This window comes from Paenibacillus sp. FSL P2-0089 (assembly GCF_038595095.1).
In the GTDB taxonomy this organism is placed as follows: domain Bacteria; phylum Bacillota; class Bacilli; order Paenibacillales; family Paenibacillaceae; genus Paenibacillus_AQ; species Paenibacillus_AQ silagei.
This window is the reverse complement of the sequence record NZ_CP152006.1, coordinates 3,150,228-3,168,200: the sequence shown is the minus strand read 5'-3', so window position 1 is coordinate 3,168,200 and position 17,973 is coordinate 3,150,228. Positions and strand designations below refer to the sequence as shown.

The window sequence follows — 17,973 nt, the reverse complement described above, 5'->3', positions numbered from 1 at the left end:
TACACTTGTTAGCAAATAGAGAATATGGAGCTTGGAAAGGGGACGGTACAGGTGGGAAAAACCGCTGTGCAGTTGGCAAAATCGAATAATACCGGCACTTCGCGCTTCAAAACCTTTTTTAAAGAGCTATCTAAACAGAAAATGCTGATGCTGATGTCATTGCCCTTTCTGTTATGGGTGATTGTATTCAAATACCTCCCGCTATGGGGATGGACGATTGCTTTCCAGAAATTCAAGCCAGCCAAGGATCTGTTCGACCAGAAGTGGGTCGGCTGGGACAATTTCAAGTTCCTGTTCCAGGAACAGCAGTTCTATCGCGTACTTCGTAATACTCTGGTTATGAGCTCTATTAACCTGGTACTGGGTTTTGTAACGGCTATTGTTCTGGCCCTGCTGCTGAATGAACTGCGCAATGTATTCTTCAAACGCACCGTGCAGACGATCAGTTACCTGCCTTACTTCATTTCCTGGGTCGTAGCGGCCAATATTGTACAAATGGCACTGGCACCGGAAGGGATCATCAATGTGCTGCTGGTCAAAGCGCAGCTTATTGATCATCCAATTCTGTGGCTGGGCGAAGGCAAGTACTTCTGGGGAATACTCGGGGTTACGGAGGTCTGGAAGAATGTCGGCTGGAATACCATCATCTATCTGGCAGCCATCACCTCCATCGACCCTTCTCAATATGAAGCGGCTGAGATTGACGGGGCATCCCGTCTGCAAAGAATGTTCTATATTACCCTGCCGGGTATCAAGCCGGTTATCGTGCTGATTCTAATCATGAACCTGGGCCATATTCTGGAGTCCGGCTTCGAGGCGCAGTACCTGTTAGGTAACGGGATGAACCTCGACTACTCGGAGAATCTGGATATCTTCGTACTGAAGTACGGGATGCAGATGAATAACTTCGGGCTAGCCACCGCAGCAGGTATGTTCAAAACGCTGGTCAGCTTCATCTTCTTGATCGCAGCCAATAATATCGCCAAGCGTATGGGCGAAAGCAGATTGTATTAGAAAGGAGGACACAAGTAATGGCTAAATCCAAAACCAATTCATACCGGAATTCTTCGTTGGGTGACCGAATCTTCGATATATGCAATACGATCTTCATGATTCTCTTGGTCATTGTTACCCTCTATCCGTTCCTGAATATGTTTGCTCTATCGTTCAATGAAGCGAATGACTCTGTCCGCGGGGATATTTATATCTGGCCTCGTGAATGGACGCTGCGCAACTTCGAGTATGTATTCAGTGAATCCAACATCTTCTTTTCAACGTTTGTCTCTGCAGCACGGACGGTAATCGGCACTGTGGTCTCCGTATTCTGTACAGCGATGCTGGCCTATACGGTAAGCCGTCCGGAATATAAGCTGAAGAAGTTTGTGTCCGTCACGTTTATTTTCACCATGTACTTCAGCGGCGGTCTGATTCCAGGCTACCTGCTGATCAAAGAGCTGAACATGCTGAACAGCTTCTGGGTCTATATCATTCCGGGCATCATCGGCGTATTTAATATGATCGTCATCCGCTCCTTCATTGAGGCACTGCCTGAGGGACTGATGGAATCGGCCAAAATCGACGGCGCAGGCGACTTCATCACCTTCTCGCGCATTGTGCTTCCGCTGACCGTTCCGGCGCTGGCTACCGTCTCCCTGTTCGTAGCGGTCTATCAGTGGAATTCATGGTTTGACGTCTTCCTGTACAACTCCTCCACGCCAAGCCTGAGTACGCTGCAATACGAGCTGATGAAGATGCTGTCAACATCCAACACCGCGATGTCCAGCTCCTCGGCAGCCGATGCCTTTGCGAACGCGCAGGGCAATAAAGCGACTGTTACACCGACCTCTATCCGTGCAACGATGACCATTGTAGCGAGTGTACCGATTATCATCGTCTATCCGTTCCTGCAGAAGTATTTCGTTAAAGGGATGGTTGTCGGCGGGGTAAAAGGCTAATTGTAAAAAGCTCTGCACATAAACAAGCGATCTTCGGAAGGCCATCCGCCTTGTCTGAAGACCGCTTGTTTTTTTAATTACTTTTGCTTGCCATCGAATACGGACCAGCGGGCATTCGGGTCAATGCCATCGCCCCCGGCACAACTATGACAGATATGATTCAACAATGGGTCTCCATCAATCCTGAGATTATCGAGCAAATCAGTGCCAAGACGCCCCTCCGGCGTCCGGCTGAACCCATAGAAGTCGCACAGGCTGCGGCCTGGTTGCTTAGTGATCAAGCATCCTTCGTAACAGGGGTCATCCTGCCGGTAGACGGCGGGCTGAGTGCCTAAAGGCCGCTTACCCTCCCCTTTTCTATCCGGCTAATACTTGTCTCAGGAGCTTATAATCCATACATTGGTAAACCGAAACAGTAATGGACTATAATATACAGGTAAAGTAGCCCGATGACGTTCATATTAGTAGTTGGGAGAACGGGGAGTGAACTGTCTATGAATATAGCCGCTAAATTCGTGCAACGTTTCAGAGAATACGATAACCGGAATATGCTTAAAGCCTATCGTGACAAAACGGAGCAAATCCGCACACGGAATTTGCAGGCATGGGATGACACCAAGCTTCAGGAGGAGTCCTTCCGGCTCCAGCAAGCTGCCCAATCCGGCATAGCTCTGGACGAACTGCTTGTCGATGCCTATTCATTAGTCTGTGAGGCTGCCTCAAGAACACTCGGCTTACAGCCTTATGATGTCCAGATCATGGCCGGGATCGCCCTGCATGAACGAATGCTGATCGAGCAGCACACCGGCGAGGGCAAAACCCTCTCAGCCGTAATGCCGGCCTATCTGAATGCGCTGACCGGCAAAGGCGTTCATGTGCTGACCTTCAATGATTATCTGGCCCGGCGGGATGCGCAGTGGATGGGTCCCATTTACCGCTTCCTGGGACTATCGGTGGATTCGGTTCAAGCGGGCATGAGCCTGACTGAGAAACGGGCTGCCTACAGGAGCGATATCACCTATGTTACGGCAAAAGAAGCAGGGTTCGATTACTTGCGAGATACCATTGCGCTCACGGAAGCCGCTACGGTACACCGCCCTTTCCACTACGTCATCGTGGACGAAGCCGATTCCTTGCTGCTTGATGAAGCGCGGGTACCGCTTGTAATCAGCGGAGAATCTGAGGTCAGCCATAGCGACGGCATGCGATACGCGGATCTGGCCCGGCAGCTGCTGGCTGGAGAGCATTACGATTATGACGAATTCCAGCGGAACGTATACCTGAACGATGCGGGTGCTGCCAAAGTAGAAGAGTTGCTGGGATGCGGTAATCTCTATGATAGCCGGAATAGTCAGCTGCTAACCTCACTGAATTGTGCACTGCATGTGGAGACCTTATTAACGAAGGATATTGATTATATCGTCCGTGGCGGTGCTATCGAGCTGATCGAAGAGTATACAGGACGCGTGGCAGAGAACCGTTATTTGCCGGACGGGCTGCAAGCGGCATTGACAGCGAAGGAAGGACTGAAATGGACCGCAGGCGGGAAAATACTCGGTACGATCACTATTCAACACTTCATTAGCCTATATCCTGAAATCTGCGGAATGACGGCTACAGCCTGTGCCTCCGCTATGGAATTCAAGGTTATCTATGCTCTGCAGGTGGTACAGATTCCGCCGAACCGGCTGAACATCCGGACCGATTACCCGCACCGGATCTACACGCACAAGGAAGCCAAATATCAGGCGCTCGTGCAGGACATCTCCTCTATTCACAGGGAGGGCCGTCCCATTCTGATCGGGACCGCCAGCGTTGAGGAATCGGATATGCTGGCTGCGGAGCTTGCGGCTGCCGGGGTTCCCGCTCAGGTGCTGAATGCGAAGAATGATGCTGAGGAAGCTGATATTATTGCCAGAGCCGGAGAACTGGGCGCCGTAACGGTCTCAACGAATATGGCGGGACGCGGTGTCGATATCCGGCTTGGCGGCGGTGATCCGGTACAGGCAGACGCTGTCGCCCGGCTCGGCGGCTTATATGTCATTGGCACCCATGTGAACGAAAGCGTACGGATTGACAACCAGCTTCGCGGGCGTTCCGGCCGCCAGGGCGACCCGGGGGCTTCTGTCTTCTATGTCAGTCTGGAAGACGATCTGATGCGCCGCTTCAGCTCCCCTACCCCAGCCCATGCGCTCAGACAGCAGGAAGCTATTGAAGATCCTTCGCTTGGCCGTAAAATCGCAAGTATTCAGCAAATTGTAATGAGTCAGAACTTCGATATCCATAACGAGCTGAACCGTTATTCGGATATGATCGAGGACCAGCGGCGGATTCTCTACGCAGAGCGGCTCAGCATTCTGCTGGGCGAGCAGCCGATGAGCCCTGCGGAGCAGCGGGTACGGCTATTCTATATCGATGAATGCTGGGCTGACCATCTGGCCTTCGTCTCCTATCTCCGCGAAGGCATTCACCTGGAGAGCATCGCCAGCCGCAGCCCGATCGATGAATTTCATACACAGATTACCGGAGCGTTCGATCAGATCCCGGGCAAGATCAACCGTGCGGAAGAGGCGATGCTGGTCAGGCTTGGAGGGTCCAATGATCCGGCTGAATGGGAACGGCTGGGACTGAGAAGCCCTGCTTCGACCCGGACCTACATCATCAACGATCAATATCTCCAGAATAAGCGCAGCTCATGGACGGGAACGACCGTTGTAGCTTTTTGGCTTCGTCCCTTTGCACAGAAGGTACTATCCCCCTTCATTAAGCAACCGAAATACTAATATGGCTCTTATTGCAGAAGTGGAAACGGCTAGGCCGTCCTTAGGAGGATGGCCTAGCCGTTTGAAGTTAGTACAGAGAATGAAAGGTATTCTGTCGATACCCTACGAGCAGATAATCGCCGCACCTGTGGGTGGGATTTAAAACAAGTGGAAAAACGTATCTTAATTTTCACTTGTTTGTTGAATTCAGGAAAATAAGTGGATAAACAGCAGCTGCTACTATCCATTTTCGCTATTAGACGTTCTTGGAGACGAATTAAGTGCCCTTTTTCCAATTGTTGTCGTCGCAGGGCTCCAGCCTCCTTCAGTAAATGGATAAAATCCATCTATTTCCTGCTAGTAGAGCGTCAGAGTTAAATATATGGATTGCTGTAAAAAAGGCTTCGAAATAGAATCTAATGTATTCCGTACAATTGAATGTTGAACAAAGGCCTGTTTTCACCCAGAATACAAGATTCTACTGTATACAATACAATAGAATCTCATTTTACGGTCAGTAATCCATTTTCTATTGCAGGAAATACAATCACCTACTTGAATGCTACTTAACTGTAGAACTCCCAGAATACAAGCTGGGCCAGCAGAATTGCCATCATCACCATGGGCACGATGACAGACCAAGGATAACGGGCCGTTGAAGCAGGCGACGGAGTCAGGTGCCTCTTCCTGGTTAGAAACAGCGCAGCGATAAGCAGTGCAGCCAGTCCGGTTAGCCCAATATTCACTATAATCTGCGGATACACCTCCGCATAGGCACGTTCATTGTTGCTAAGCATCCGTAAGGCCAGCACCAGATTGTTCACCACCAGACCGGTACCGGTTAAGGTCAGTCCGGCCGTCAGCTTCCGGTTGGCGGATCGGGGTGCAGGACGGTTACGCTGTGCTCTCCTTTTGCCCAGAAGCATCTGTACCAGCCACACAAACGGAGCAATTACGAAATAGATTATCGCCAGTCCCGCAAGTGCTGCACTTAGAATTAGTAACGGCATGGACCGGCCCGGAGACAGCGGCAGATAATCGGAGGTGTACACCGAGACAGCCTCTACCTTCCCGTCCTTCATTGTGGCATACAGCATCGGCCAGGCATCCAGTCCTGAATCCCCGCCCGTCTTCTCATAGAGGTAAGGCTCAACCTGCTTATAGCTTCCGCTCATCCCGGCAAGTGACACCTTAAGCTGATCTGCTCCCTGAGGCTCAAGCTTCATCATCGTCAGATATGGGAACAGCTTCATGAAGCCATGGCCGGGACGGCGCGCCGCGACGAACCGGCCTTCCACCTCTGACACGTCCGGCAGAACCGCTGCCTCCGTCTGCGCTCTCTGCCCCACTACCGCTTTGGTCAGACCATGTACAATGTGGGATTCGCCCGCCTGGTTCGTCATAATCACGACAGCAAACCGGTCTTCAGGCACAAGCATAAGGTTGGTAGCAAAAGCAATTGTGTTCCCGCCATGTCCCAGCGTCCGGTGTGCCCCGGGATACTCCCAGAACCCGTGGGCGATGCCCGGCATGCCTTCTGCAGCAGAATGACTCCGGGTCAGCATCGTATCCAGCGTACCTGACTTCTGAAACAGCGGGGATTGCTCTCCGGCTGCGGGCATGAAGGCCATGGCGAACTTGGCCAGGTCCTCCGCAGTCCCGTTATTTCCGCCGTTCGGGTACATGGACATATAATTCCATGAGCCTTGTTTGAAGGAGCCTTGTCCGGCGAAGAAATACCCTTTGGCCTTGAGCTTCAGCAGTTCCGGGCGGTCTTCCACCACGGAATAAGCAATGGAATGCTTCATGCCCAGCGGCTCAAAAATATGCTGCTGGACGTATTCATGATAAGGCTGCCCGCTGATTCTCTCCACAATATAGGCAGCCAGTGAGTTGCCGTAGTTCGAATAAGCGACTACCTCTCCCGGTCTGTAGATCTGTGCCGGCTGAGCCAGCTTAAGACCTTCTTCCAGTGACCGCACTTCCTCAGGCGACTGGTAAGCCATATCGAACATATACTCTTCAAATCCGGCATTGTGGTTCATCAGATGCAGCATGGTGATCGGCTCGTCATACTCCAGCTTGGTCAGGAAATGCTCCGGCAAAAGCTTACGGATATCTTCATTCAGATCCAGCTTGCCCTGCTCAGCCAGTTGCATTACGGATGTCCATACGGCGAGCTTGCTGATAGAGCCCCATTCCATGACCGTATCCGGAGAGACGGGGATCTGTTGTTCTACGTCGGCGTAGCCGTACCCCTTGGACAGCACGACCTGTCCATCCTTCACCATGACAACGGACGCACCTACGGTCTGCTTTCCTATGTACTCTTTTACATAATCATCTACAAAAGCTTCCAGCCCGGTCAACGGTATGCCGGATGGGGTAGCTCCACCTGCTCCAGTGCTGCCTTGCTCTGCGGCAAATGCTGTAATACCGCCCGATAGCAGCAATAGTGCCGAGAGTATGATTGTGAACGTTCTTTTCAACAAATAAGACCTCTCCTTTAGTCGAGTAAAATCCTGCAGCTCTCCTATTCTAACAAAAAACCTCGCCAATTACCGGAAAATTTCCTTCTGGCCGATTTCCCTGATAGTATCTGTAGTAGAAGCAGCATGATCATCTTCATGGAAGAAGGGCCAGACTATGAATAAATTTCATACCACGTTAGCTTATATAAATGAAGCATTGTACGCACCGGCCCGCTTAACTGTCGCTTCCATACGTGAAGAAACACAGAACGCCGAATATGGAGCCGGTCTATTTCAACTGGGTGATCTTTCTGTCCGGTTTCGGGTTGCCAAAATCACCCCCACGAAGACCGGTCAATTTGTCGCGATGTGGGAAAAAAATGCCGGGCGTAAAAACCAGGCCTTCTCCTATGCCGATGCCCCTGATTTGCTGGTCATCAATACCTTCCATCCTGTCAGCGGGGAGCTTGGACAGTTTGTCTTTCCGAAGGACCTGCTGAAAATGCATGGCGTGCTGGCAACCAATCATACACCGGGAAAAATGGCGATACGGGTATATCCAGCCTGGGATACTGTAACCAATAAACAGGCTTTAGCAACACAGAAGTGGCAGCTCCCTTATTTTGGAATAGTCGATCCCATGAACCTTCACCAGATGCAGGGGTTAACCCAGTTGTATCTGCCAGCCATACCGTTTAGAATTTAACAGATCACACCTGCATCGGAAAGGAACTACATCTATGATTCTATTCATACACCGCAAGGACCTGCGGACTTCTGATCTGCCGGCCTTCGATGCCATAGCTTCGGCGCAGGAAGACTCGCTGCATGTATTAATACTGGAGCCGTTCCTGCTCCGGAATAAGCGTTATCTGGAGCATAGCGGACAGAATTTCCTTCAGCATGTTGCCCGTCTTCAGCAGGAATATGCGACACAAGGTAAGCTGCTACATCTCCTATATGGAGAGCCGGAGGCGGTCTTACAGCGTCTGGCCGGAGTACATCCTATCCAGGAAGTCAGCATCCATGCGGATTATACCCCTTATGCGCTCACCAGAGACCGGCTGCTGCAGGATACCGCCTATGCGCTGAACCTCCGGTTCCATGCCCGGCATGACAGCATGCTCTGTGATCTGGAAGCATTCATGGACTGGTGCGGCCGGAGTGAGCCGTTCAAGGTGTTTACTCCCTTCTACCGCCGCTGGCGTACTTTTCTCGCGCAGCGGTTCCAGCCACCGTACGCTGCCGGGCTAAGTAGTCTGCGAACCGTTGCTCTTCACCCGCAGCTCGCAGACGCCTTCCAGCTTCCCGAAGCGATTGCCCGGGAGCTTACAGTGCTGGCTCCCGCTGCAGAGCAGATGAACCCGGATCATGTGCTCGAGAGTTTCCTTCACGCGGACCTGCAGGATTACAAGATCAACCGGGATCATTACGCACATGAACGCACCAGCCGGATCAGCAGGCATTTGAATACGGGAGCGATCTCGGCACGGAAACTATATAGCAGACTTACTGAAGAAGAGGGTATCGGCGAAGATTGGCTGAGACAGTTAGCCTGGAGGGATTTCTATCTGGGTCAAGCACGGCTGGACCGGGATTTCTTCAATTATGAGAATGTATATGATCTCTCTGTGCTGGGGACACAGCACTTCGAGGCCTGGGCTCAGGGCAGGAGCGGCATTCCGGTCATCGATGCAGCTATGCGCCAGTTGAACGCAACCGGCTGGATGCCTAACCGGCTGCGGATGATAACGGCCATGTTCCTGACGAAGAATCTGGGCTGTCCCTTCATCTATGGCGAGCGTTATTTCCGGCTGAAGCTAAGCGATTACGACAACGCCCAGAACCGTGGCGGCTGGCTGTGGAGCTCTTCGCTCGGCTTCGATGCCTCTCCCTATTTCCGGGTGATGAATCCGGTCACCCAATCCCAGACCCATGATCCGGGCGGCAGCTATATTCGTACCTGGCTGCCGGAACGCGCGGACTGGTCTGATAAGGACGTTCACCTGCCCGCCGAAGATGCCATTGTGGATCTGAAGCGGTCCCGGGCATACGCCATCGAAGTCTACAAAGAGATCATGCGGAGCCGGCAGAGCCGAGGAAGCCACCGGCTTACAGCAGGATCAGAATTCTTTATTCCGGTGAATCCGCACGGCCGCCACATAAGACGCAATGAACAAAAGAACCGCCAACAATAAAGCGCCGTACCCGGTCTCTGGTCCATTAAAGTTCACATCGTCCATATACAGGTTCAGCAGCATCCATACCAGAAACCGGAGGCCCATGGATAGCCCTACCGATACCATGAGCATCTGCTCGCTTTTGGCAATGCCGAATTTAAGAATGACCGGATAATAGATCGCCAGAATGGAGAGCGATAAGGCTAAACCGAAGGTGTACCCTCTGGACATGCTCCAGTCCGAGGTGTCCACCCCTCTTACATAGAGTAACGCCATAGTAACCAGGCTTGCAGCCGTTCCCATCAGAATCAGCATCAGGAAGCTCAGGTACTTGGCATGGATGACCGTTCTCCTTCTGACCGGCAGTGTGATTTCAAACCGGTTCCATTTCGATGCCTCGTCCGCCTGCAGGGAGGCCCCGATACTCACAACAAAGAGCATAATCTGCGCGGCGATGACGGCATTCAATACCGAGTGTTCCACCCCGACAAATGAGACCAGGGCCAGCAGCAGCGCAATGCCGAGGGAGGATTTGATGTTATTTTGCAGTGAGTAATAATTATTTAACAGCAGCCCGCGCATATTAGTTCTCCCCCTTTACCAGAAGCAGCAGAATTTCATCAATGGATACCTGATCCACCGTAATCCCGCTGTATTGTTGCCCGAAGCCTCTTCTGTCCTTCACCAGCACATCGGTCTGATGCTCCTTCACCCGGTAAGCCAGCCTGTCACCTTCAGCAATACGCCGGAACTGGTCGCTGGTGCAGCGGGCCACGCCGTAGTCATAGATCAGCTCATCTTTCATCGCAGTCAGAATGATCTTCCCTTGATGAATAAAGGTGATATAATCGGCGATCTTCTCCAGATCGCTTGTGATATGAGAAGACATCAGTATGGCGTGATGCTCGTCCTCAACGAACTCCAGGAATACCTCCAGAATCTCCTCTCTGGTAATGGGGTCGAGTCCCGAGGTAGCCTCATCGAGAATCAGCAGCTTGGGATGATGCGACATGGCGGCGGCTATGGCAAGCTTCATCGTCATGCCCCGTGAGAACCCGTTGATCCTGCGGTCCATAGGCAGGCCGAACTTCTCCGTGAGCTTCACATAGACCTCCTGATCCCACTGCTTATAGATACCGCGCATGACCTTCCCCAGCTTCACCGGAGTCAGCACCGCCGGAAAATTGGCCGAGTCCAAAACAACGCCGATGTCTTCGCGCAAGGCGGTGTCTTCATCCTTCATCTCCTTGCCCAGCAGCCGGATTGTACCGCTGTCGATCTGAACCGTGTTCAGAATAGACTTGATTGTTGTCGTCTTCCCTGCTCCATTCTCACCCACGAACCCCATAATGGTTCCGCTGGGAATTGCTAATGATACATTATCCAGCATAAAGCCGGAGTCGGCATAGGACTTGGTCAGTCCGGTGATTTCCAAACTAAGATTCATGATTACCCTCCTTATAAAAGACAGTCAGCATGTCCACCATCTTTTCCAGTTTGATTCCGCTTGCGCGGGCGATCTCGGCCGCTGTGATCAGATGCTCCTCCACTTGCTTCTGCTGCTCTTCCTGAAACAGGGCCTGGCTCACGGCGGAAACGAAGCTCCCCCGGCCAACCGTAGTCTCAATGAAGCCGTCGCGCTGTAAATCCTCATACGCCTTCTGTACGGTGATGACACTGACTTGAATGGATTTGGCCAAGGCACGCATCGAAGGTATGGGATCTCCTGCCTGAAGCTCTCCGCTCATAATCTTGCCTTTGATCTGCGAGGTGATCTGCTCATAAATGGGCTTGTTCCTGTTACTACTGATGATGATCTCCACACGCTGCCTCCTTGCGTGAACAGTGTACTTATTGTACCAGTACAATATAGCAGATCTACAGGTATTTGTAAATCTTTATCCAAAAAAAGAGCTAACCCGTCTCGGGTCAGCCCTGTCAACTTACTGGTCTACGTTAGAAAACTGCACTTGAATGGACACTACCTCCGAGCGCGACCCGATGCGGATCGGCGGACCCCAGAAGCCATAGCCTGAAGACACGATGGTATGAAGCTGCCCCTTCTGCAGATAGCCCCAGTCATTCTCGAACACTCTGGAAGTGATCAGGTTGGCTGGCGCGATCTGCCCGCGGTGGGTATGGCCGGAGACCATTAGGTCAACGCCCTGCTCCTGCGCAATCCCGAACTCCACCGGCTGATGCTCCAGCATGAACACCGGCTTGGAATGATCTATGTCCTTGGTCAGATCAGCCAGCTTGGCCCGCTCCTTATCGCTGTAGTCCTTCCGTCCAATCAGCGTCAGCCAGCCGCCGACCTCGACGTCTTCATCATAGAGCACCTGCATCCCACTCTCCTTCAGCAGGCTGATGATCTCCTCCGTCCCGCCCTTGAACCGGTCATGATTCCCCAGGGAAGCATACACTCCGAGCGGAGCTTCAAGCTTCGCCAGCACAGCGCCGAGTCCCTTCTCCTTATACGGCCTGACATCATCATCCACGATATCGCCCGGGAGCAATATTAGATCGGGGTGCAAGGCGTTAATCTCCTGTACCATCCGCTCCGCATGGCGTTTGCCGGATAAATACCCGAAATGCATATCCGAAGCCATCACGATATGAAGCTTACCGCTGGCCGGACCCGGCTTGTCAATCTGTACCTCGTAGGAACGCACAACCGGGCTGTATGCATTATAGCTTCCATACCCGAGCAGGCTCACCAGCGCCACCAGTGTTAGAATACCGGACCACTTCTGAACGGCACGGCGTGGCAGCCTGACCAGCTTCGTGAGCCAGACCATAAGGTGCACTAGCGGCAGCAGCATGAGCAGCAGGCTGAATACGGCCAGCCAGTAACTGCCAATGACGCTTAAGACCGCTGACCCCGCCACCACTCTGGAGAGGATCAGCGAGCTGGCCAGGAAGATCAGCGCAATGATGTAGAACAGCCTGAACCGTCCGGAGACGACCGGCTTGATCCAGCCCCAGCCGCTCCAGCCAATATAGAAGACAATTAACGCGTATAAAGCAATGAATACTAGCCCAATGATGATAAACATGTTAACCACCTTATCTAATTTTCGGATAACATATTATCTCATGGCACCTTGGTCTTTTCCACTATAGGGACAGCCGGGCTTATTTAAGCTTATCAACCACTGCCTCTGCTGACAGCTTCCCGGAGGTCAATGCCCAGGCATTATTGGCGCCAGAGGGGGAGTCATCTCCCATGACACCGCCAACAACCTCGCCTGCTGCATAGAGTCCGGAGATAATCTGGCTGCTCGTGTTCAGGACTTCAAAGTCCGCGTTCACAACCAATCCCCCCATGGTTGTAGCGAAACGCGGTTTCTGCTCTACCAGATAGTAAGGGCCTGATCCAATGGCTTCCTTCATGTAATCCGCTGAACGCCCGAAGTCCTCATCCTTGCCGGCCTTAACGAAGCCGTTATAGCGGTTAATGGTGTTCTGCAGCGCACCAGCATCCATTCCGGCAGCCGTTGCCAGCGCTTCAGCCGTCTCGGCATGGAAGAAATACGGCTTAGTTGAACCATTGTTCTTCAGCCATGTCTCAATATCACCCTTTGAGATTCCTGCTTCGCCCAGACTGGTCTTGAACACATCGAAGGTTGCCTGATCCATCAGCAAGTATAGCATCTGATTCTGTTGCGTAAGTTCCACTTCCAGAATGCTGCGATTACTGGATTTCTCATTCACTACTCTATCTCCGGCACTATTCACCAGAATTCCGCTCTTTTTGAATGCAGCGATATTGCCGACAATGGTAGATTTTGCAATTCCCTCAGATACCTCAACTCCATTGGGGTAACGTTTCCCGTACTCCATCAGGCGGGTTGCGGCATCGATGCCTTCACCCTTGGCCATTACAATTCCGTCTCCAGTCGAGGAGGTCGGACCATAGTATAGAGCGGTCTTTAACTGATCGGAGAGCAGGTCTTTATTATTACCATAACCTCCGGTAGCCATAATCACTGCCTTAGCTGTAATATTGTAGGTCTTCCCGGTGCCGTCTTTGGCAACGACACCTGTAACAGCCCCGCTATCATCTGTAACCAGCTTCTCTGCTCTGGTCTCCAGGTGCAGCTCCACACCCGACTCTTCGACCTTCTGGCGGGCCTGCTTGGCGAATCCGGGTCCGCCCTGATCGTAGGCAAGCTCCCGGTCATGACTGTACTCTGCCAGCTTATGCAATCCGCCTGCCATATCGTATTTAATCCCCACATATTGATTCAGCCAGTCTGTAGTCTGCCCGACGTTGGCTGCGAACAGCTTCAATAACTCGGCAACGTTCTTATTGCCCCCGTTGGCAAGGAAATCCGTCACGATGCTGTCGGCACTGTCGTCGGTAACTCCAGCTTCTTGCTGAAGCTTGGAAAGTCCAACCACCTGATTGCCGCCGCTAATCGAGATGGCCCCGCCGATATAAGTCATTTTCTCCAGCAGGATGGTCTTCAGTCCAAGCTCATCTGCACGCAGGGAAGCGGACATGCCTGCTGCTCCGCCGCCGATGACGACTACATCTGTCGTCAAGTCCTCTACCTCGGTCGATTCCACTTTCTTCACATCATTGTTCAGAACCAGCGGATCTGCACCGGCTTGGGTTACGCAATCGGCGACGGCGGCCAGGATCGCATCACTGGTGACGGTTGCCCCGGAGACGGCATCAATCTTCAAGGACTGGTTATCGACAATAGCCTTCGGAATCTTGGTAACGGATGCGTCACTGACCCCTTCGGTCTCCTTGAAATTCACTACCTTCACAGCGTCGATGGCATGCTCCGAGAAGGTAACTTCCACCTGCACCGCACCGTTTTTCCCGTCCGCAGATCCTGTATAGGTTCCGGCCTTATAGGTGATGCCCCCGGCATCTTTAGAACTATCTTCATTTTTTGTACCTGAACATCCTGCCACAGATAAGATCACCAATGACACCAACAGCATAACCGACAGCATCTTCTTTACATTCTTTTTTCTCATTTGTACTCCTTCTTGGAACCATTTTTGTTAATATATAAAGGTCGCGATACGCCACTATACTTCAGAACCCACTATACCTTCAGATAGGATGATCACTCATGACTATTGCACAGCTTCAATATTTTTTGACAATTCGTAAATATCTGAGCTTCTCCAGCGCAGCGGATGAGCTGTGCATCACCCAATCCGCGATATCCAAACAGATCAAATCCCTGGAAGGCGAGCTGAACACCCTGCTGTTCGACCGAAGGACACGGACGATCAGCCTGACGCCTGCCGGAGAAGACTTCGTATTATATGCCGAGAAGATTCTGGCCAATTACAATGAGATGATATCGAACATGAAGAAGCATGAGCTGCTCGAAACAGGCCATATATCCATTGCAACCATTCCCGTGATGTCACAATATGGCATGACTTCAATCATAGCCGGGTTTACAGGAATGTATCCGCATATCAAATTGCATCTGATTGAAAAAGAAAATGATATCATTGTATCCATGCTCCGCAATGGCGAGGTGGATGTAGCGTTCATGCGAACTAACTATATTCCCGAGGGGCTCTCCGAGGTGCATCCGCTGGTGGATGATTTCTTAGTACTGGTGGTCTCCAAGGATCATCCCCTGGCAGATCAAGCCTCCGTGGAGCTGGCCCGGGTGCAGACCGACAAATTCATTCTGCTTAACTCGACTTCGGGTATATATACTACCTGTGTGGAAGAGTGCCGCAAGGCCGGCTTCACGCCTGAGGTACTCTTCACCAACAGCCGGATTGAGACTATTATGGAGCTCGTCGCCGAGAATCTCGGCGTAACCCTGCTAATGAATCAGATTGCCCGTTATGTGGATCATCCCAAGCTTAGCATCGTGCCGCTGGCCGATCCGGTTCTTAGCTCGTTTGCCATGGTGAATCCCAAGAATAAACAGAATACAGACAGCATCTCGGCATTTATTGACTATGTAATTCAATCATCATCCTGAACTTGCATTGTAACAAATTTCACATTCTCCTTCGGAAATAAAATGTACCTAAGGCGCCAAGGCATGATTACATTCTAAACGCGCGGTCGCCATACAAACAATTCCAATATAGAAAGCATCTATTCCATAATGGAAAATAACCTGACCTGAAACGGTTCCCTGGAGGATTTCATCATGGCAAAACCTTTCTTTCCGCGGCTGGAGGGAAACAGCCGGGGCTGCTTGACCTTTGAGCCTTTTTTCCTGATTCCCTACAGCATGTTCTCTACCTATGCCACCCTGTACATGTATGAGCTTGGATTGACCGAGCTGAACATCGGCTGGATAACAACCATCGGACTCTTAGTACAGGTATTCTCCTCTTTGCTCAGCGGATACTTAACAGACCGGCTAGGACGCAAAAGAGCTATTCTGTACTTTGACCTGCTTAGCTGGAGCCTCGCCACCTTGTTATGGGCCTTCTCACAGAACCTGTGGTTTTTCGCCGCAGCTGCAGTGATTAACGGCTTCCAGCGTGTGCCGCATATCGCCTTTTACTGCCTGATAGTTGAAGATACCCGACCCTCTGACCGGACCTATGTATTCACATTACTGCAGATCATCGGGGTGATCGGAGGCCTGTTCGCACCGCTGGGCGGTCTGCTTGTCCACCAGTATGGAATGGTCACGGGCATGAGAATCATGTACGTGCTGGCCTTCCTCTTCATGACCTTCCAGTTCGTGGGCCGTCATCTGACTACCCGGGAGACCGAGGCAGGCATCCGCAAAAGGCAGGAGACCCGGGAGCTCGGCCTTAGAGAGAGTATGATTGAATACGGCGGCGCCTTCCGTGATTTGGGGGCTGAGCGCAATCTGCTGCTGATCTTCGGCGTATACATTCTGTTCAACTTCCAGGCTACGCTGAAAAGCACCTACCTGTACCTCTATCTGGCAGATTACATCCAGCTGGACAGCGGCATCCTGTCTATGTTCCCGGCGGTGTCCTCTGTCATCATGCTGCTGACCCTGTGGCTCTTGATGCCTAGAATCCCGGATCAGAGCGAAAGCCGAGCCATGAAGGCAGGCTTCGGCTTATCTGCTCTGTCGAATGCCATGCTGGTTCTATACCCATCAGCGAGCTTCGTCTGGATCGGGCTGAGCACCATTCTGGCAGCCGTAGGCCTGATGATCAGCTCGCCTTATCTGGAGGCAGCCGTGCAGAACGCTATTGATGATGAGAAGCGGGCCAAGGTCTTCTCCATGCTGTCGGTCCTGATCCTGGTATTCACCGCACCTGCGGGTATTATCGGGGGCTGGGCATACAAGCTCGACCCGAGAATTCCGCTGTGGCTGGTAACCGCAGCGTTCGTTGCCTCGTATGTGCTGCTGCACCTGTACCGCAGACAGACGGCATACAAAGACACTGTTCCGCAGCAAGCTCAGCAGTAAGCAAACAGGGATGCCCCTCGGACCAATTACGGCCGTTGAGCATCCCTGTTTGTGCTTTTATACTAATCTATGATGAGGATGAATCGGTCTTCACCTGTTCCTGCTCCTTCTCCAGCGCCTCCTTGAGATCATCCTGGACGCGGCGGCTCCAGAGCGGAACACCGGAGCGGTAAGCCGCCCGGCCGGTCAGATGAGCGGAGAGCGGAGAAGTCATGAATACGAACACGATTCCAAGCAGCAGCTTCGCACTGATGAAATCGAGGAAGAAGGCGAAATAGAGGAATGCGCCGCTGAGTACACAGAGCACACCGAGCGTAGCACTTTTGGCGGCGGCATGTGATCTTAAGTAGACATCGGGCAAGCGGATCAGACCTACAGAGCTGACTGCGCTAAGCAAGGCTCCGGTCAGAATCAGCAGGACAAACACATACTCAATGACCGTCTTGATCAGGTCCATGTTCAAACACCACCCCCCTTTCGATATATCTGGCCAAGGCCATCGTACCGATAAAAGAGAGGATTCCAATCAGCAGAATATATTCTATATAGGCTTGCGTCTTGAACAGGACCGAGAGGACGGCGACCATCGCCAGCAGATTGATACCGATGGTATCGAGTGCGGCTACCCGGTCAGGCAGTGACGGCCCCTTGACCAGCCTCCAGGCACAGATAGCAATGGAGATGACCATGATCGACAGCGCCACCATAAGAATCGATTGAATCATGAACGGGTCACCTCCAGAATCGCGCGTTCAAAGGTATTACGGATATTCGCATCGAACTGCTTCACATCCTGTATGTCCATGGCATGAATGTATAAGGTCCGGTTGTCTTTGGACACCTCCAGCACGACGGAACCCGGCGTAAGGCAGAGCATAGTGATCAGCACCGCCACCTCCCAGTCCGATTCCAGCTCCGTATGGTACATCAGGATAGCCGGGCGAATATTGAGATTCGGGCGAAGAACCGCCTTCACCACTACATAACTGGATGCCACCAGCTCCCGCAGCAGCAAGGCCACCAGCTTCAGAATCGCCCATATTTTGCCCAGATATAGCCGTGCGTCGAAGAAGCGCCGCATAACCACCAGCACGGCCACCCCCAGCACATAACCGATGATGAAGCCGGAGGCCGTCCAGTCATTATTCAGGAACATCCACAGGAAGGCGATCATGAGATTCAATAATATTTGAAAGGCCATC

General features: G+C 52.0%; 17 protein-coding genes. 8 read left to right on the top strand and 9 right to left on the bottom strand.

What is annotated here, in order from left to right; genetic code table 11:
• The first annotated feature begins 51 nt into the window (after positions 1–51).
• From NST69_RS12995 to NST69_RS12980, 4 genes are all read left to right on the top strand, one after another.
• On the top strand, positions 52–1,014 hold the full coding sequence (locus NST69_RS12995) for an ABC transporter permease subunit (RefSeq protein ID WP_342549508.1): 963 nt from the start codon (positions 52–54) through the stop codon (positions 1,012–1,014).
• Between the two features lie 17 nt (positions 1,015–1,031).
• A complete protein-coding gene (locus NST69_RS12990) occupies positions 1,032–1,955 on the top strand; it encodes a carbohydrate ABC transporter permease (RefSeq protein WP_036729010.1) in 924 nt (307 codons plus the stop codon).
• Positions 1,956–2,038: 83 nt separating this feature from the next.
• A complete protein-coding gene (locus tag NST69_RS12985; RefSeq protein ID WP_339256292.1) occupies positions 2,039–2,290 on the top strand; it encodes an SDR family oxidoreductase in 252 nt (83 codons plus the stop codon).
• 159 nt (positions 2,291–2,449) lie between these two features.
• On the top strand, positions 2,450–4,738 hold the full coding sequence (locus NST69_RS12980; protein ID WP_342549507.1) for a DEAD/DEAH box helicase: 2,289 nt from the start codon (positions 2,450–2,452) through the stop codon (positions 4,736–4,738).
• Between the two features lie 545 nt (positions 4,739–5,283).
• Here the strand turns inward: NST69_RS12980 and NST69_RS12975 are convergent.
• Positions 5,284–7,209 carry a serine hydrolase domain-containing protein gene (locus tag NST69_RS12975; protein ID WP_342549506.1) on the bottom strand — a complete coding sequence of 642 codons (1,926 nt, stop codon included), beginning with the start codon at positions 7,207–7,209 and terminating at the stop codon, positions 5,284–5,286.
• 154 nt (positions 7,210–7,363) lie between these two features.
• Here NST69_RS12975 and NST69_RS12970 point away from each other — a divergent pair, with 154 nt between their 5' ends.
• Together NST69_RS12970 and NST69_RS12965 are read left to right on the top strand one after the other, a co-directional pair.
• Positions 7,364–7,894, top strand: a complete 531-nt coding sequence (locus tag NST69_RS12970) for a MepB family protein (RefSeq protein WP_342549505.1) — start codon at positions 7,364–7,366, stop codon at positions 7,892–7,894.
• A 34-nt stretch (positions 7,895–7,928) separates the two neighbouring features.
• Complete coding sequence (locus NST69_RS12965; RefSeq protein WP_342549504.1) at positions 7,929–9,386, top strand: deoxyribodipyrimidine photo-lyase; 1,458 nt, start codon at positions 7,929–7,931, stop codon at positions 9,384–9,386.
• Here NST69_RS12965 and NST69_RS12960 read toward each other — a convergent pair.
• From NST69_RS12960 to NST69_RS12940, 5 genes are all read right to left on the bottom strand, one after another.
• On the bottom strand, positions 9,312–9,950 hold the full coding sequence (locus NST69_RS12960; RefSeq protein WP_036729023.1) for an ABC-2 transporter permease: 639 nt from the start codon (positions 9,948–9,950) through the stop codon (positions 9,312–9,314). The genes NST69_RS12965 and NST69_RS12960 overlap by 75 nt on opposite strands.
• 1 nt (position 9,951) lies before the next feature.
• Positions 9,952–10,815: an ABC transporter ATP-binding protein gene (locus NST69_RS12955; RefSeq protein WP_036729026.1), complete on the bottom strand. Its 864-nt coding sequence runs from the start codon at positions 10,813–10,815 to the stop codon at positions 9,952–9,954.
• Complete coding sequence (locus NST69_RS12950; RefSeq protein WP_036729029.1) at positions 10,805–11,191, bottom strand: GntR family transcriptional regulator; 387 nt, start codon at positions 11,189–11,191, stop codon at positions 10,805–10,807. The genes NST69_RS12955 and NST69_RS12950 overlap by 11 nt, the downstream gene beginning before the upstream one ends.
• Positions 11,192–11,311: 120 nt before the next feature.
• Positions 11,312–12,424, bottom strand: a complete 1,113-nt coding sequence (locus NST69_RS12945) for a metallophosphoesterase (protein WP_340953314.1) — start codon at positions 12,422–12,424, stop codon at positions 11,312–11,314.
• A 79-nt stretch (positions 12,425–12,503) separates the two neighbouring features.
• A complete protein-coding gene (locus tag NST69_RS12940) occupies positions 12,504–14,363 on the bottom strand; it encodes an FAD-dependent oxidoreductase (RefSeq protein WP_342549503.1) in 1,860 nt (619 codons plus the stop codon).
• Between the two features lie 98 nt (positions 14,364–14,461).
• Here NST69_RS12940 and NST69_RS12935 point away from each other — a divergent pair, with 98 nt between their 5' ends.
• Together NST69_RS12935 and NST69_RS12930 are read left to right on the top strand one after the other, a co-directional pair.
• Entirely contained in the window at positions 14,462–15,343 is an 882-nt protein-coding gene (locus NST69_RS12935) for a LysR family transcriptional regulator (protein WP_342549502.1), read from the top strand.
• 174 nt (positions 15,344–15,517) lie between these two features.
• Complete coding sequence (locus NST69_RS12930; RefSeq protein ID WP_342549501.1) at positions 15,518–16,771, top strand: MFS transporter; 1,254 nt, start codon at positions 15,518–15,520, stop codon at positions 16,769–16,771.
• 67 nt (positions 16,772–16,838) lie between these two features.
• On the opposite strand, the gene mnhG is transcribed toward NST69_RS12930, so the two are convergent.
• From mnhG to NST69_RS12915, 3 genes are read right to left on the bottom strand one after another with little or no spacing between them, the layout of a single operon-like run.
• Complete coding sequence (gene mnhG, locus NST69_RS12925; protein ID WP_076077665.1) at positions 16,839–17,228, bottom strand: monovalent cation/H(+) antiporter subunit G; 390 nt, start codon at positions 17,226–17,228, stop codon at positions 16,839–16,841.
• Positions 17,203–17,496, bottom strand: coding sequence for a Na(+)/H(+) antiporter subunit F1 (locus tag NST69_RS12920; protein WP_209873390.1), 294 nt, complete (start codon positions 17,494–17,496; stop codon positions 17,203–17,205). The genes mnhG and NST69_RS12920 overlap by 26 nt, the downstream gene beginning before the upstream one ends.
• Positions 17,493–17,972: a Na+/H+ antiporter subunit E gene (locus tag NST69_RS12915; protein ID WP_342549500.1), complete on the bottom strand. Its 480-nt coding sequence runs from the start codon at positions 17,970–17,972 to the stop codon at positions 17,493–17,495. The genes NST69_RS12920 and NST69_RS12915 overlap by 4 nt, the downstream gene beginning before the upstream one ends.
• Position 17,973: the final 1 nt, after the last annotated feature.